The sequence below is a fragment of the Mycolicibacterium chubuense genome (genome assembly GCF_001044255.1).
Classification (GTDB): domain Bacteria; phylum Actinomycetota; class Actinomycetes; order Mycobacteriales; family Mycobacteriaceae; genus Mycobacterium; species Mycobacterium chubuense.
Genome location: NZ_JYNX01000084.1, coordinates 41,435 through 55,196, shown reverse-complemented (window position 1 = coordinate 55,196; position 13,762 = coordinate 41,435). Strand labels below are relative to the sequence as shown.

Annotated in this window: 13 protein-coding genes; 5 read left to right on the top strand and 8 right to left on the bottom strand. The window is 70.6% G+C overall.

The window, feature by feature from the left end:
* Both MCHUDSM44219_RS26415 and MCHUDSM44219_RS26410 read left to right on the top strand, forming a co-directional pair.
* On the top strand, positions 1-687 hold a 687-nt coding region (locus MCHUDSM44219_RS26415), incomplete at its 5' end, for an APA family fibronectin-binding glycoprotein (protein WP_048421246.1).
* A gap of 123 nt (positions 688-810) precedes the next feature.
* Entirely contained in the window at positions 811-1,116 is a 306-nt protein-coding gene (locus MCHUDSM44219_RS26410; protein WP_048421235.1) for a GlsB/YeaQ/YmgE family stress response membrane protein, read from the top strand.
* 34 nt (positions 1,117-1,150) lie between these two features.
* On the opposite strand, the gene MCHUDSM44219_RS26405 is transcribed toward MCHUDSM44219_RS26410, so the two are convergent.
* The gene (locus MCHUDSM44219_RS26405) at positions 1,151-1,618 is read right to left on the bottom strand and encodes a hypothetical protein (RefSeq protein WP_109777991.1); all 468 of its coding nucleotides are present in this window, start codon (positions 1,616-1,618) and stop codon (positions 1,151-1,153) included.
* 104 nt (positions 1,619-1,722) lie between these two features.
* Between MCHUDSM44219_RS26405 and MCHUDSM44219_RS26400 the strand changes: the two genes are divergently transcribed.
* Positions 1,723-2,319: a CGNR zinc finger domain-containing protein gene (locus MCHUDSM44219_RS26400; protein WP_048421234.1), complete on the top strand. Its 597-nt coding sequence runs from the start codon at positions 1,723-1,725 to the stop codon at positions 2,317-2,319.
* On the opposite strand, the gene MCHUDSM44219_RS26395 is transcribed toward MCHUDSM44219_RS26400, so the two are convergent.
* Positions 2,312-3,073: a CPBP family intramembrane glutamic endopeptidase gene (locus MCHUDSM44219_RS26395; protein ID WP_048421233.1), complete on the bottom strand. Its 762-nt coding sequence runs from the start codon at positions 3,071-3,073 to the stop codon at positions 2,312-2,314. The genes MCHUDSM44219_RS26400 and MCHUDSM44219_RS26395 overlap by 8 nt on opposite strands.
* Positions 3,074-3,115: 42 nt before the next feature.
* Complete coding sequence (locus tag MCHUDSM44219_RS26390; protein WP_048421232.1) at positions 3,116-5,584, bottom strand: phosphoketolase family protein; 2,469 nt, start codon at positions 5,582-5,584, stop codon at positions 3,116-3,118.
* 101 nt (positions 5,585-5,685) lie between these two features.
* On the opposite strand from MCHUDSM44219_RS26390, the gene MCHUDSM44219_RS26385 reads away from it, so the two are divergent.
* Together MCHUDSM44219_RS26385 and MCHUDSM44219_RS26380 are read left to right on the top strand one after the other, a co-directional pair.
* Positions 5,686-8,043 carry a CoA transferase gene (locus tag MCHUDSM44219_RS26385; protein ID WP_048421231.1) on the top strand — a complete coding sequence of 786 codons (2,358 nt, stop codon included), beginning with the start codon at positions 5,686-5,688 and terminating at the stop codon, positions 8,041-8,043.
* Positions 8,044-8,049: 6 nt separating this feature from the next.
* Positions 8,050-9,525 (top strand): acetyl-CoA acetyltransferase, encoded by a 1,476-nt coding sequence (locus MCHUDSM44219_RS26380; RefSeq protein ID WP_048421230.1) that lies wholly within the window; start codon positions 8,050-8,052, stop codon positions 9,523-9,525.
* Between the two features lie 562 nt (positions 9,526-10,087).
* Here the strand turns inward: MCHUDSM44219_RS26380 and MCHUDSM44219_RS26375 are convergent.
* Genes MCHUDSM44219_RS26375 through MCHUDSM44219_RS26355 form a run of 5 tightly spaced genes read right to left on the bottom strand, consistent with a single transcriptional unit; the run spans position 10,088 to position 13,737 of the window.
* Positions 10,088-11,083 carry a malate dehydrogenase gene (locus MCHUDSM44219_RS26375; protein ID WP_048421229.1) on the bottom strand — a complete coding sequence of 332 codons (996 nt, stop codon included), beginning with the start codon at positions 11,081-11,083 and terminating at the stop codon, positions 10,088-10,090.
* 10 nt (positions 11,084-11,093) lie between these two features.
* Complete coding sequence (locus MCHUDSM44219_RS26370) at positions 11,094-11,684, bottom strand: hypothetical protein (RefSeq protein WP_048421228.1); 591 nt, start codon at positions 11,682-11,684, stop codon at positions 11,094-11,096.
* 12 nt (positions 11,685-11,696) lie between these two features.
* On the bottom strand, positions 11,697-12,329 hold the full coding sequence (locus tag MCHUDSM44219_RS26365; RefSeq protein WP_048421227.1) for an HhH-GDP family DNA glycosylase: 633 nt from the start codon (positions 12,327-12,329) through the stop codon (positions 11,697-11,699).
* 35 nt (positions 12,330-12,364) lie between these two features.
* Positions 12,365-12,697 carry a TfoX/Sxy family protein gene (locus tag MCHUDSM44219_RS26360; RefSeq protein ID WP_048421244.1) on the bottom strand — a complete coding sequence of 111 codons (333 nt, stop codon included), beginning with the start codon at positions 12,695-12,697 and terminating at the stop codon, positions 12,365-12,367.
* 14 nt (positions 12,698-12,711) lie between these two features.
* Positions 12,712-13,737: an LLM class flavin-dependent oxidoreductase gene (locus tag MCHUDSM44219_RS26355; RefSeq protein WP_048421243.1), complete on the bottom strand. Its 1,026-nt coding sequence runs from the start codon at positions 13,735-13,737 to the stop codon at positions 12,712-12,714.
* Positions 13,738-13,762: the final 25 nt, after the last annotated feature.

Below are 13,762 nucleotides of genomic sequence, written 5' to 3'. Positions count from 1 at the left end.
GGTGTGCCGCGGGGTCGCAGGGCCGCCGGTGGGTTCAGCTACGTGGTGCCCGCGGGCTGGAAGGTGGCCGACGCCGCCCAGCTCTCGTACGGTCAGGCGCTGCTCAACAAGCTGCCCCCTGCGGGATCACCGCCCGACACGCCGGCGCCGAATGACACCAGCGTGCTGCTCGGCCGGCTCGACCTGAAGTTGTTCGCCGGCGCGGAGACCGACAACACCAAGGCGGCTCAGCGCTTGGCGTCGGACATGGGTGAGTTCTTCATGCCGTTCCCCGGCACGCGGATCAACCAGCAGACCGTCCCGCTCAACGCCAACGGCATGACCGGTGTCGCGTCCTCCTACGAGGTGAAGTTCACCGACACCAACAAGCCGAACGGCCAGATCTGGGCCGGAGTGGTCGGTACGCCGACCGCCCCGGGCACCCCGCGCGGTCAGCGGGCTCCCGAGCGCTGGTTCGTCGTGTGGCTCGGCACCGCGACCAACCCGATCCCGCAGAACGAAGCGGTGACGCTGGCCAACTCGATTCGGCCCTGGACGCCGCCGCCCCCGCCGCCGCCGCCCGCACCGGGCGACCCGAACGCCGCTCCGCCGCCGGCCGATCCCAATGCGCCGCCGCCGCGGCCCGCCGTCGGTGTGCCGGTTCCGGTCGACCCCAACGCAGCCCCCGGGATGCTGCCGCCCGCCTGACCGGTGATTCGCGTGTGATCGTTTCCGATTGCATGGCCGAACCGTTACCTGCGCCCGCTATACCTGGGTGAGGGTCCGGGTGCGGCCGCTCCGGACCTGGCTGGCAACAGGCAGGAGATCCTCATGGAGATCATGGCGGCAACCGAATTCCTCGCCCGCTCGACGACCCAGACGAGCGTGGGGTGGATCGGTTACATCATCATCGGCGCGATCGCCGGCTGGATCGCCGGGAAGATCGTCAAGGGGTCCGGGTCGGGCATCTTGATGAACATCGTCATCGGCGTGATCGGCGCACTGATCGGCGGCTTCCTGCTGAGCTTCTTCCTCGACACCGCGGGGGGCGGGTGGTGGTTCACGCTGTTCACCGCGGTCCTCGGCTCGGTGATCCTGCTGTGGATCGTCGGCATGGTGCAGAAGCGCAGGGTCTAGCCGGGCCCGGCGACCACGGTCGCCGCACCAGCACCTAGAGCGCCGCCAGCGCCGCACCGAGCCGGCCGGCGAGATCGCCGCGACCGCACCGGTACAGCGGCCCGGAACCATCACCGAGAACCAGCCGCAGGCGGGCCATCCCGCGGGCGCCGACCGGCCCGGGCGTCTCCAGCCGCGTGATCAGCCGGTCGATCAGCTGCCCGGCGGCCGCGACGTTGTCGGCGTGCACCGGGACCGACGACGACCAGAGCGGGGTGTCGGCGCGTTGTCGCACCCGCCGCAGCGCCCGGGCCAGGGCTTGCCGCTCGGCGGCGGACGTCACGCGCGCGGTGTGCGCGGCCAGCGCGGATCCCGGGTCCGCAGGCACTCCGACGGCCAGCTGACGGTCGAAGGCATGGGCGCGGAGGCGGGCGGCCAGCCGGGCGGTGAGCCGCGGTCGACGCCCGCCACGGCGTCGCGGCACGCGGAGGAGAACCTCGGCGGGGATCGTGTGCTCTGGCATCGCGCTTGCTCCGACTTCGACTTCAGTGACTGTCGAAAACGCTATACCGGTCACTCGTGACCAGTCAATGGGTTTGACCGGTCATGGGTGCTAGTCTTGCGCCCATGACCGTGGGTGGCCGCGCCTGGCCCGGCGACGACGAGACCAAGCCCGCGCCGCCGCCGCTGCGGCGCATCCAGGCGCTGGTGAACACCGTCGAGCGGCCCGACGGCGCCGACCGGCTGGCCGACCCGGCCGACGCGCGTGACTGGCTGGTGGCCAACGGACTGCTGGCACCTGATGCCCGGCTCGACGCCGCCGATCTGGAGCTGGTCGTCCGGGTCCGGGAAGCGGTGCGAGCCATGCTCGTCGGCAACGGGGGCGGACCCCGCCCGACACCGGCCGACCTCGCGCCGTTGCGGCGGGTCGCCGAGGCGGCTGCCGTCCGGGCGACACTCGAGTCCGACGGGACGGTCACCCTGGACGCGCGCGGCGATGACGTGACCACCCGGCTGGCCACCCTGCTGTTGGCGATCCGCGACGCGCAGCGCGACGGCACCTGGGGGCTGCTCAAGGCCTGCGGCAACGATGAGTGCCGGTGGGCGTTCTACGACGCGTCGCGCAACCACGGCGGCATGTGGTGCGACATGGCGTCGTGCGGGAACAAACTGAAAAACCGCGAGTTCCGCGCCCGCAGACGGGCCGGCCGGACGCCTAGCTGAGGTGCCACACCAGGGCCGCGGCGAGTGCGCCGAGCCCGTTCAGTGACCAGTGCAGCGCGATCGGCGCGATCAGGCTGCCGCTGCGCCGGCGCAGCCAGGTGAACACGAATCCGGCCGCGGCCGTGGCCAGGACGGCGCCGACGACGCCGGCGACCATGCCGAACACCCCGCCGCCGAGAATCCGGGTGAAGCCGACGTTGCCGGCGGTCAGCCCGAGCGACGACGCGATGTGCCACAGCCCGAACAGCAGCGAGCCCGCCGCCGCGACACCCCGGAAGCCCCAGGCACGGTCCAGCGCGCCGTGCAGGACACCGCGGAACGCGAGTTCCTCGGGGATGACGGTCTGCAGCGGGATGATGATCATCGAGGCGACCAGCGCGCCGGACAGCGTGGCGTAGTGGTTGTTCAGAAACATCGGCCGCGTCCAGGGCAGCAGCGCCCCCACGGCGATCACGATGCCGACCAGGGCCACCGCACCCAGCGCGTAGCCGGCGCCCGAGCGCCAGTGCTCGCGGCCCAGCCCCAGCTCCGACCAGCCCAGCCCGCGGGAGCGCACGAGCGCGACCAGCATGACTGCGGCGACCGGGACGACCGCGACGTTGGCCCACGGCGTCGTGAAGTGGGCGAGCAGGTTCGTCAGCGCCAGCACGACGACGACGACCCCGACGTCGACGTAGGTGCGGAAGTGGTGCAGCGCCGCCAACTGCCCCACCAGCGGGTGGGGCTCGTCGGAAATGACGCTGACGTCAGACATAACCGCTCCAGGGTACCGAACGGACGCGGATGCCCAGGTCACCTACTCGTTGTCGCCGCCGGTGTCCGCGGCGGCGGCGCCGCTGACCCCGAACCCGGACTCCCGGGCGGCGGGCCACACCCAGTCCTTGACCTCGCCGATGTCGTCGCCGTGGGCGCGGGTGTACTCGCGGGCGGCGATGCGCTTGTCGGCCATCTGCTGGCGCAACGTCGCGCACCGCGAGCCCAGCGACGGAACCCGGTCGATGACGTCCATCACCAGGTGGTAGCGGTCGAGGTCGTTGAGCATCACCATGTCGAACGGCGTCGTCGTGGTGCCTTCCTCCTTGTAGCCGCGCACGTGCAGGTTGGCGTGACCGGTCCGCCGGTAGGTCAGCCGGTGGATCAGCCACGGGTAGCCGTGGTAGGCGAAGATGATCGGCCGGTCGGTGGTGAAGATCATGTCGAAGTCGCGGCTGGACAGCCCGTGCGGATGCTCGGTGTCGTCCTGCAACCGCATCAGATCGACGACGTTGACGAACCGCACCTTCAGGTCGGGCAGGTGCTGGCGCAGGATGTCCGCGGCCGCGAGCGCCTCCAGCGTCGGGATGTCGCCGGCGGACGCCAGCACGACGTCGGGATCGGTGCCGAGCACCTCGCTGCCGGCCCACTCCCAGATCCCGAGGCCGCGGGTGCAGTGCGCGATCGCCTGCTCCATGGTCAGGAAGTGGGGGGAGGGCTGCTTACCGGACACCACGACGTTGACGTACTGGCGTGAGCGCAGGCAGTGGTCGTAGGTGGACAGCAGCGTGTTGGCGTCCGGCGGCAGGTAGACCCGCACGACGTGGGCGCTCTTGTTGACGACGTGGTCGATGAAACCGGGATCCTGGTGGGAGAACCCGTTGTGGTCCTGGCGCCAGACGTGGCTGGACAGGAGGTAGTTCAGGCTCGCGATGGGGCGCCGCCACGGGATCGTGTCGGTGACCTTGAGCCATTTGGCGTGCTGGTTGAGCATCGAGTCGACGATGTGGATGAACGCCTCGTAGCAGTTGAACAGCCCGTGTCTACCGGTCAGCAGGTAGCCCTCGAGCCAGCCCTGGCACTGGTGCTCGGAGAGCATCTCGACCACGCGCCCGACCCGGGCCAGGTGTTCGTCGACCTCGGGGCCGACCAGGTCGGCGTTCCACTGCTTGTCGGTGGCGTCGTAAACGGCCTGCAGCCGGTTCGATGCGGTCTCGTCGGGTCCGAAGATCCGGAAGTTGTCGGGGTTGAGCCGGATCACCTCGGTGAGCCACTGCCCGAGGACCCGGGTGGCCTCGGCGACCGTCGCACCCGGCGCGGGGACGTCGACCCCGAAGGTGCGGAAATCGGGCAGGCGCAGATCCTTGAGCAGCAGGCCGCCGTTGGTGTGCGGGTTGTCGCTCATCCGGAGCGGACCCTTGGGCGCCAGCGCCGCGATGTCGTCGTGCAGCTTCCCGTCCTCGTCGAAGAGTTCGTGGGCGCGGTAGGAGGCGAGCCAGTCGCCGAGGACCGCGAGGTGCTCCCGGGTGTCGCGGGCGCTGGCCAGGGGAACCTGATGGGCGCGCCAGGATCCGGTGGTCTTCTTACCGTCGATGGTGGCCGGCCCGGTCCACCCCTTCGGGGTGCGGAACACGATCATCGGCCAGGCGGGCCGGGAGTCGTCGCCGTCCGCGGCGCGGGCCTTGATCGCGGCGATCTCGTCGAGGACGTCGTCGAGCAGGGTGGCGAACCGGCGATGCGCATCCGCGTGATCCTCGGCGGACGCATCGTCGGGCACCTCGAAGAAGTACGGCGCGTGCCCGTAGCCGACCATCAGGGCGCGCAGTTCGTCTTCGGGGATCCGGGCCAGCACGGTCGGGTTGGCGATCTTGTAGCCGTTGAGGTGCAGGATCGGCAGCACCACGCCGTCGTGGGCGGGGTTGGCGAGCTTGTTGGAGTGCCAGCTGGTGGCGAGCGGTCCGGTCTCGGCCTCGCCGTCACCGACCACCGCGGCGACCAGGAGGTCGGGGTTGTCGAACGCGGCGCCGTAGGCGTGCGACAGCACGTAGCCGAGTTCACCGCCCTCGTGGATGGAGCCCGGTGTCTCAGGGGCGACATGGGAGGGGATGCCGCCGGGGAAAGAGAACTGCCGGAACAGCCGGCGCATGCCTTCGGTGTCGGGGGTGATGTCCGGGTAGACCTCGCTGTAGGTGCCGTCGAGGTAGGCGCTGGCCACCAGACCGGGTCCGCCGTGACCCGGGCCGGTCAGGTAGATCGTCGACTGGGAGCGCTCGGCGATCACCCGGTTGAGGTGCGCGTAGAGGAAATTCAGGCCCGGCGTCGTGCCCCAGTGCCCGAGCAGCCGCGGCTTGACGTCGTCGCGCACCAGCGGGGTGCGCAGCAGCGGGTTGTCGAGCAGATAGATCTGGCCCACCGACAGGTAGTTGGCGGCCCGCCACCACCGGTCGAGCCGATCGACCATCTCGTCGCTCAGCGGCTCTCGGTCCACGGTCGTCCACGCAGCAGTCGTCATCGCCCTCATCCAACTCGGCTCCGGTACACCGTCAACCCGTACCCGATGACCGGGGCGTTAATCTTTCGCGAGCGGTCACCACAGAAGGGCGGACACCACCGATGGGCGAGGCGGGATTGCTGGCGTCCGTTCGCGTGCTCGACCTTTCCGCCGGTGACGCCGACGCCGTGGGCCGCATCCTGGCCGACCTGGGCGCCGACGTCTGCAAGATCGAGACGCCCGGCGGCAGCCCGGCCCGGCGGGCCGCGCCGACCGTCGCCGGTGCGAGTATCGGGTTCGCGCTCGACAACGCCAACAAGCGCTGCGCGCGCCTCGATCCGGCCGACGACGGGGACCGGCGCCGGCTCCTCGAGCTCGCTGCCGCCGCGGACATCCTCATCGACAGCGGAAACCCTGGTGGCACTGCGGCTTTCGGGACATCATGCGCCGAGCTGGCCGACCGACACCCGCACCTGGTGACCCTGTCGGTCACCGACTTCGGCGTGACCGGGCCCCGCGCGTCGTGGTGTGCCACCGATGCGGTCTTCTACGCGATGTCCTCCGCGCTCTCGCGCACCGGCCCGTCGACCGGAACGCCGGTCCTGCCGCCGCCGGGAGTGGCGTCGGCGACCGCGGCGGTGCAGGCGGCGTGGGCCGTGCTGATCGCCTACTTCGATCGGTTGCGCGGCGGCAGAGGGGATTTCATCGATTTCTCGCGGTTCGAGGCCGTGGTGCAGGCCCTCGACCCGCCCTACGGCTCCGAAGGGCAGGCGGCGGTCGGGCTGAAGCAGCCGGCCCAGCTGTGGCGCGGCCGCCCGCGCAACCAGCAGATCTATCCGGTCTTCGGGTGCAGTGACGGGCGCGTGCGCATCTGCCTGCTCTCACCGCGCCAGTGGCGAGGTATGCGTGCATGGCTGGGCGAACCGGAACGGTTCGCCGGCCCGGAGTTCGACACCATCGCCGCACGGTACGCCGCCTCGGCGGAGCTCAACGCGGCGATCGGGGCGTTGTTCGCGTCGCAGACGATGGACAGCCTCGTCGCGCAGGGCCAGGAGCGCGGGGTACCGATCGCAGCGGTCCGCACCCCGGGGGAGACGTTGTCCGCCGGGCACTTCCGCGACGTGGGGGCGATCGCCGAGGCTCCGCTCACGCCCCAGGCGCGCATCGCGATTCCGGTGGGGCCGTTCGTGGTCGACGGCGAGCATCACGGGTTCCGCAGTCCCGCACCGGAACCCGGATCCAGCGATACGGCGTGGCCACACTCCGCGGGACCGGTACCGGCGTCGACGCGGCGCGACGCGGTACGCCCGCTGGAGGGCTTGCGCATCCTCGATCTCGGGGTGATCGTCGCGGGCGGTGAACTGGGCCGGTTGTTCGCCGATCTGGGCGCCGAGGTCATCAAGGTCGAGAGCGCGGCATATCCCGACGGTCTGCGCCAGAACCCGCCCGGCCAGCTGATGAGCCGGTCGTGGGCGCTGACGCACCGCAACGAGTACAGTCTCGGCCTGGATCTGCGCCACCCGCGCGGCGCGGACCTGTTCGCCCGCCTGGTGGCCGACGCCGACGCCGTGTTCGCCAACTTCAAACCCGGCACGCTGGCCTCGCTCGGCTTCTCCTACGAGCGGCTGCGCGAACTGAATCCGGACATCGTGCTGGCCGAGAGCAGCGCCTACGGCGACCGCGGGCCGTGGAGCGCGCAGATGGGCTACGGCCCGCTGGTGCGGGCGTGCACCGGCATCACCCACCTGTGGACTTCGCCCGACGCCCCGCCCGACGCGTTCTTCGACGCGACGACGATCTTCCCCGACCACGTGGTGGGCAGGCTGACCGCGATCGCCGCCCTGGCCGCGCTGATCCGCCGCGACCGTCGGGGCTGCGGCGCCCACGTGCACATCTCCCAGGCCGAGGCCGCGATCAATCAGCTCGCCGACCGCTACGTCGTCGAATCCACCCGCGCCGCAGGGCTTCCCGTCGTCGACGACGACACCGTGCACGCGGTGTGCCCGTGCGCCGGTGACGACGAATGGTGCGTGGTCTCGGTGCGCGGACCCGCCGACCGCGACGCCCTCGCCGCGATCGTGGGTGCGACCGATCTGCCCGCCGACCGGGCCGCACTGATCGCCGCCATCGGGGAGTGGACGGCCGCCCGCGACAAGGACGAGGTCGCCGATCTGCTGCAGCGCCGGGGCGTACCGGCCGCGCCGATGCAACGCGCCGTCGACGTGCCGGCCGACCCGCAGGTGGTCTTCCGGGAACTCTTCACCGAGATGGTGCATCCCATGCTGCACACACCGATTCCGACGGAGACCGCACCGGCCCGGTACCGCCGGATCGCGCGGGCGCCACTGCGCCCGGCACCGATGGCCGGCGAGCACACCCGCGACCTGTGCAGACGGGTGCTCGGCCTCGATGACGACCGCATCGACGAACTGATCGCCGACGGCGCGCTGTTCGCCTACGACACCCCTCAGGAAGGTTGACCATCCATGCCCCTCGATCCCCGCACACCGGTTCTCGTCGGCTACGGCCAGGTCAACCAGCACACCGAGAATCCCGAGGTGGAACCCGTCGACCTGATGGTCGCCGCCGCGCGCGAGGCCGCCGATCCGCGGGTGCTCGAAGCGGTTGACGCGGTGCGGGTGGTCAACCTGCTGTCGTGGCGCTACCGCGATCCGGGTCTGCTTCTGGCGCAACGTCTGCGCGCCGACAAGGCGGTGACCCGCTACACCGGGATCGGCGGCAACGTCCCGCAGACGTTGGTGAACCAGGCATGCCTGGACATTCAGCAGGGTAGGGCGGACGTCGTCCTGATCGCCGGCGCGGAGACGTGGCGCACGAAAACGAAGATGCGCGCGGCAGGGACGAAAGCGCACTGGACGAAGCAGGACGAGTCCGTACCGTTGGCGCCCGGCTCCGACGAGACCATGCCGATGGCAGGCCCCGGCGATCTGAAGATCCACCTGGACCGGCCGGCCTACGTGTACCCGATGTTCGAACAGGCGGTGCGCATCGCCGTCGGGGAGAGCAGCCAGGTTCACCGGCAGCGCATCGGCGAACTGTGGGCGCAGTTCTCGCAGGTGGCCGCGGGCAACCCTCATGCGTGGAACCGGGAGACCTACAGCGCCGAGCAGATCTATCAGCCGTCGGCCGACAACCGGATGATCAGCTGGCCGTACACGAAACTGATGAACTCCAACAACATGGTGGATCAGGGCGCGGTGTTGATCCTGGCTTCCGCCGAGAAGGCCACCTATCTCCAGATCCCCACGGAGCGTTGGGTTTTCCCGTACGCCGGCACGGACGCCCACGACACCTACGCGATCGGCGAGCGGGCCGAGTTCCACACCTCGCCGGCCATCAGGATCGCCGGGAACCGCGCCCTCGAGTTGGCCGGCACCGGCGTCGACGACCTCGATCTGATCGACGTCTACTCCTGCTTCCCGTCGGCCGTGCAGGTCGCCGCGCGTGAGCTCGGTCTGCCGCTCGGTGACCCGGCGCGGCCGCTGACGGTCACAGGCGGGCTCACCTTCGCCGGCGGACCCTGGAACAACTACGTCACCCACTCGATAGCGACGATGGCCGAGCAGCTCGCTGCGCGGCCCGGTACCCGCGGCCTGATCACCGCCAACGGCGGCTACCTGACCAAGCACAGCATGGGCGTCTACGGGACCGAGCCGCCGCAGCACGAATTCCGTTGGGAGGACGTGCAGGACGCCGTCGATCGGGAGCCGACGCGGACCGAGCTGGTGGACTGGAGCGGCGTGGGCACGGTCGAATCGTGGACGACGCCGGTCAGTCGCGACGGCGAACCCGAGAAGGCGTTCCTCGCGGTGCGCACACCCGACGATGCGCGGGTGCTGGCGGTGATCACCGGCGCCGATGCGGCCGAGACCACGATCGCCGACGACATCGCCGGCGCGCCGGTGCGGGTGCACGCCGACGGGACCGCGACGCTGGAATAGCCCGGCGATGATCAGTGGTGGCGTCGATCTCGATTGTTATCGTCATCGACGTGGCCGGGTCACCGCCCATCGACCTCGAGCAGAGCGGCGGGCAACTCATCGCGACGTGCACGGGCGTGGGCGTCTGCGGTCACGCGCTCACCTTCGGCAACCAGTACGTCGTTCTGAGCCAGGACACCGGCAAGCGCCAGATCAGAGTGCGAGGTGACCACGGCAAGAAGCGATGGTTTCCGACCTCCTGGTTCGACTTGAGCGGTCGCCCCGTCGTGAAGCTGGTGTCCCTACGCATCGATGATCCTCTCGGCGACCCTCTGCTGAGCGTCGACGTGGTGCTGGAGTTCTCCGACGGCCAACGACGGTGGTGCACATTTGCGACCCCGGAGATCCTGTCGGGGGGCAGCGGTCACGCCGAGTGTCCCGATGGGCGTCTGCTGATGTACGACGCACCGCACATGATCATCGTCAGCGCCATCACCCGCGACACGATCGACACCTCGATCGCGTACATCGAGAGCCAAGGCGGCTGCTGGAGTGTTCGATGCGTTGTGGAGACGAGGAGTGATTACAGCAGCCCGAGCGCGGCGACCGCGTCCCGTTCGGCTCGCAGCTCGGCGACCGACGCGTCGATCCTGGCCCGGGAGAACGGGTTGATGTCCAGGCCCTCGACGATCTCCCAGCGCCCGCCGACCGAGCGGCACGGGAACGAGCACACCAACCCCTCGTCGACGCCGTAGACGCCGGGCGACGGCAGCGCCACCGACGTCCAGTTCCCGTCGGGGGTGCCGTGGATCCAGTCGTCGACGTGATCGATCGCGCCGTTGGCCGCCGATGCCGCCGAGCTGGCGCCGCGGGCCTCGATGATCGCGGTGCCGCGCCGCGCCACGGTCGGGATGAATTCGTCGGCGAGCCAACGGGTGTCGGCGGCGTAGTCGGCGCCCGCACGGCCCCCGACGATCGAGTGGAAGATGTCGGGGTACTGGGTGGGCGAGTGGTTGCCCCAGATCGTCATCTTGCTGATCTCGGTGACGGGCACCGAGGCATGCCGGGCCATCGCCGCCACCGCCCGGTTGTGGTCGAGCCGGGTCAGCGCGGTGAACCGGTCGGCCGGAATGTCGGGGGCGTGTGCGGCGGTGACGAGCGCGTTGGTGTTGGCGGGGTTGCCGACGACGAGCACACGGACGTCCGGGCCGGCCCCCGCGTTCAGCGCCCGGCCCGCGGTCGCGAAGATCGCCGCGTTGGCCCCCAGCAGGTCGGCCCGCTCCATACCCTTGGTGCGCGGTCTGGCGCCGATCAACAGCGCGACATCGACCCCGTCGAACGCGCGGATCGGGTCGTCGAAGATCTCGGTGCCCGCCAGCAGCGGGAAGGCGCCGTCGTCGAGTTCCATCACCACGCCCTCGGCGGCGCGGACCGCATCGGGCAGTTCGAGCAGCCGCAGCGCCACCGGGGTGTCGTGGCCGAGCATCGCGCCCGCGGCGATGCGGAACAGCGCCGCGTAGCCGATCTGGCCGGCGGCGCCGGTGACGGTGACGGTGACCGGGGTGTGGGCAGGGGTCATGGGCACGAGCCTAGGGAGCGTCGGCCGGCACGTCGGTGTAGGCCGTCGTCCAGCCGTCGGCGGAGAACGTGAAGCCCTTGCCGGAAAGCTCCGACAGACACGAGATGCCGGTCGCTTCCTGGACGTTGCAGCGGAACCCGGCGGCGGCGAGGATCCGGTTGAACGGCAGCTCCGGCGGGTCGGTGACCGAATACGCCGGCAGCGCGGCGAACTGCGGGTCGCCGCTGCGGCCGACCAGGATCGCGGTGGGCGTGGCGGTCTCGCCGTCCGGTCCGGGCACCTCCTCGGGCGCGTCGGTGATGCCGAGCGCGGAGGCGGAGCCGCCGGCCTTGCCGCAGCTTGCCTGGGTGCGCGGGACGATCACGCACTGCCAGCGGCCGCTGGGCGTGGTGAAGGCGTAGCCGGTCGCGCCGTCGACCGGGGTCGCGTACGCGAAGGCGTTGGCCAGATGCGCGTTGCTGGGCCGGGTCGTCGAGGTCTGAGCCGCCGCCGGTGCAGGGGCTTGGCTGGTCGGCTCCTCGGTGTTGATCACGGTCGGTCCGGTACACGCGGCGCTGAACAGCACCAGCACCGGCAGGCAGGCACGGATCGCAGAAGGCACCGGGCTATTGCATCACTGCAGGATTTTCTCGCGCACGTCGCGGTCGAGGGACGCCCGCACCAGCGCCGCCGCCAACGGCGCGCAGTCGGTGCCGGCGAGTCGCCCGAGTTCGTCAGGGTCTCCCGGCAGCCCGAGGTCCTCGGCGGCGGCGAGCGCACGGGAGTCGAAGTGGGGTCGCACCCACGTCCAGACGTCCTGCACCTCCCGCAGGAAGATGTCGGCGCCGGTGTCCCCGATTCCGGTGAACTCCTCGAGCAGGCGTTTCGCCGTCGCGGGTTCGTGCTCGGCGCGGGCGGCCAGGCCACGCAGGTCGCCTCGGTACTCGTCGCGGACCGCGGTGGCGATGTCGACGAGCCGGGTGGCCGAACTCTCGTCGTAGCGGGCGTAGCCGGCCCGTCCGAACGCGTCGATCATCGTCTGCCGCTTGGCGTCGAGCACCGCGTCGGGAGTGCGCAGCTTCTCGCCGAAGATCTCCTGTGCCGCGCGCACCGCGATGTTCGCGTCGATGGGCTTGCTGGCGAGCATGCACAGCACCAGCAGCTCGAACAGCGGCATCGGTGTGTCGGCGAGCCGGATCCCGGCCTGTTCGGCGTAGGTCGTGCCGGCCTCGTCGAGCAGGCGCCGCACGACGTCGTTTCTGCTCATCGACGGGGGCTACCCGCTTCCCGCGCCGAGAATCGCTACTTGGGCGGCAACGTCTTGGCCTGCTCCACCCCACGGCGCACCCAGGTCTGCAACTGGCGGGTACTCGCGACGCCGTCGGCCGACACCCTCAGCCAGCCCCGGGTCTGGCGGCCGGACATGATCATCGGCTCGACGTGGTCGAGACCGAGCAGCTGCTCAGTGTCCTCGGGCGGCACCCGCACCATCAGGCCGCCGCGACCGCTGACGCACACCGACATGTTGCCGCCGATCAGGAACGCGAGCCCACCGAACATCGGCTTCTCGTCGACGCCGCGCTCGGCCGCGATCAGTTCCCGGACCCGGTCGGCGAGGTCGGTGTCGTAGGCCATGCGGTGATTCTGCGTCACACGCCGGCCGGCGACCATCCCAACGCCGGCCCGAGCTTCTCGGCGAGGTCGGTGATGATCTGGGCATAGTCCTCGTCGCCGAAGGTGAACGGCAGCGCGAACGCGACCTCGTCGGCGCGCCGGAAGCCGGCGTGGTCGAAGAGCTGGTCGGCCAGTTCGTCGGAGCAGCCGACGTAGTCGGGGGAGAACAGCATGCCGCGCGCACCCTGCGGGGTCGTGGTCCGCTCGAAGCGGCTCGCGGCGTAGTCGCGGTAGCGGCGGACCTGGTCGTCGGTGGCCGAGTCCGTCGGGATGACGACGAGGCCCTGCGACACCCGCGCTCTCGCCGGCGCGGGGTGGTGGGCCCGGAAGGCGTCGATGTGCTCGGCCTGGATGGTGGCGAAGTCCCGCGATTCGGTGCCCTCGATGCTGACCACCGAGCTCGTCAGGTAGTTGATGCCCTGCTGTGCCGCCCAGATCGCGGAGTCCCGTCCGCCGCCGTACCAGACGCGGTCGGCCAGCCCGGGGGAGTGCGGCTGGACGTGGTCGGTGAACTGTTCGATGCCGACGGAGCCGGAGAAGTCGCTGACGGGTTCGCCGCGCAGATGGCTCAGCAACCGCTGCACCCGCTGCTTCGAGAAGTCCTGCAACTCATACGATTCCGGGTACAGAGCCTGCTTGTAGTGGTCGTAGAGCATGGGGGTGCCGACCGAGACGCCGGGGTTGACGCGGCCGCCGGAGAGCAGGTCGACGGTCGCGAGGTCCTCAGCGAGCCGCAGCGGGTTCTCCAGACCCAGCGGGATGACGGCTGTGCCCAGCTCGATGCGGCTGGTGCGCTGCGACGCCGCGGCCATGATCGCGACCGGGCTCGAGATGCCGGCCTGCAGGTGACGGCACCGCAGCCAGACGCTGTCGAAGCCCAGCGCCTCGGCCCGGTCGATCACCTCCAGCGTCTCCTCGAGTCCCGGGCGGGGATCGTCGGCGTCGAACCGGCCGATGGTGAGGAAGCCCAGCTTGCGCAGGGCCTGTCCGCGTTCGGGCATGGTGCCCCTCTTTCCGCCGAGCGTG

What these genes read in the sequence shown, in the direction of transcription:
- MCHUDSM44219_RS26410 (WP_048421235.1), top strand. Translation starts at nt 811, where the DNA reads ATGGAGATCATGGCGGCAACCGAATTCCTCGCCCGCTCGACGACCCAG.
- MCHUDSM44219_RS26405 (WP_109777991.1), bottom strand. Translation starts at nt 1,618, where the DNA reads ATGCCAGAGCACACGATCCCCGCCGAGGTTCTCCTCCGCGTGCCGCGA.
- MCHUDSM44219_RS26400 (WP_048421234.1), top strand. Translation starts at nt 1,723, where the DNA reads ATGACCGTGGGTGGCCGCGCCTGGCCCGGCGACGACGAGACCAAGCCC.
- MCHUDSM44219_RS26395 (WP_048421233.1), bottom strand. Translation starts at nt 3,073, where the DNA reads ATGTCTGACGTCAGCGTCATTTCCGACGAGCCCCACCCGCTGGTGGGG.
- MCHUDSM44219_RS26390 (WP_048421232.1), bottom strand. Translation starts at nt 5,584, where the DNA reads ATGACGACTGCTGCGTGGACGACCGTGGACCGAGAGCCGCTGAGCGAC.
- MCHUDSM44219_RS26385 (WP_048421231.1), top strand. Translation starts at nt 5,686, where the DNA reads ATGGGCGAGGCGGGATTGCTGGCGTCCGTTCGCGTGCTCGACCTTTCC.
- MCHUDSM44219_RS26380 (WP_048421230.1), top strand. Translation starts at nt 8,050, where the DNA reads ATGCCCCTCGATCCCCGCACACCGGTTCTCGTCGGCTACGGCCAGGTC.
- MCHUDSM44219_RS26375 (WP_048421229.1), bottom strand. Translation starts at nt 11,083, where the DNA reads ATGACCCCTGCCCACACCCCGGTCACCGTCACCGTCACCGGCGCCGCC.
- MCHUDSM44219_RS26365 (WP_048421227.1), bottom strand. Translation starts at nt 12,329, where the DNA reads ATGAGCAGAAACGACGTCGTGCGGCGCCTGCTCGACGAGGCCGGCACG.
- MCHUDSM44219_RS26360 (WP_048421244.1), bottom strand. Translation starts at nt 12,697, where the DNA reads ATGGCCTACGACACCGACCTCGCCGACCGGGTCCGGGAACTGATCGCG.
- MCHUDSM44219_RS26355 (WP_048421243.1), bottom strand. Translation starts at nt 13,737, where the DNA reads ATGCCCGAACGCGGACAGGCCCTGCGCAAGCTGGGCTTCCTCACCATC.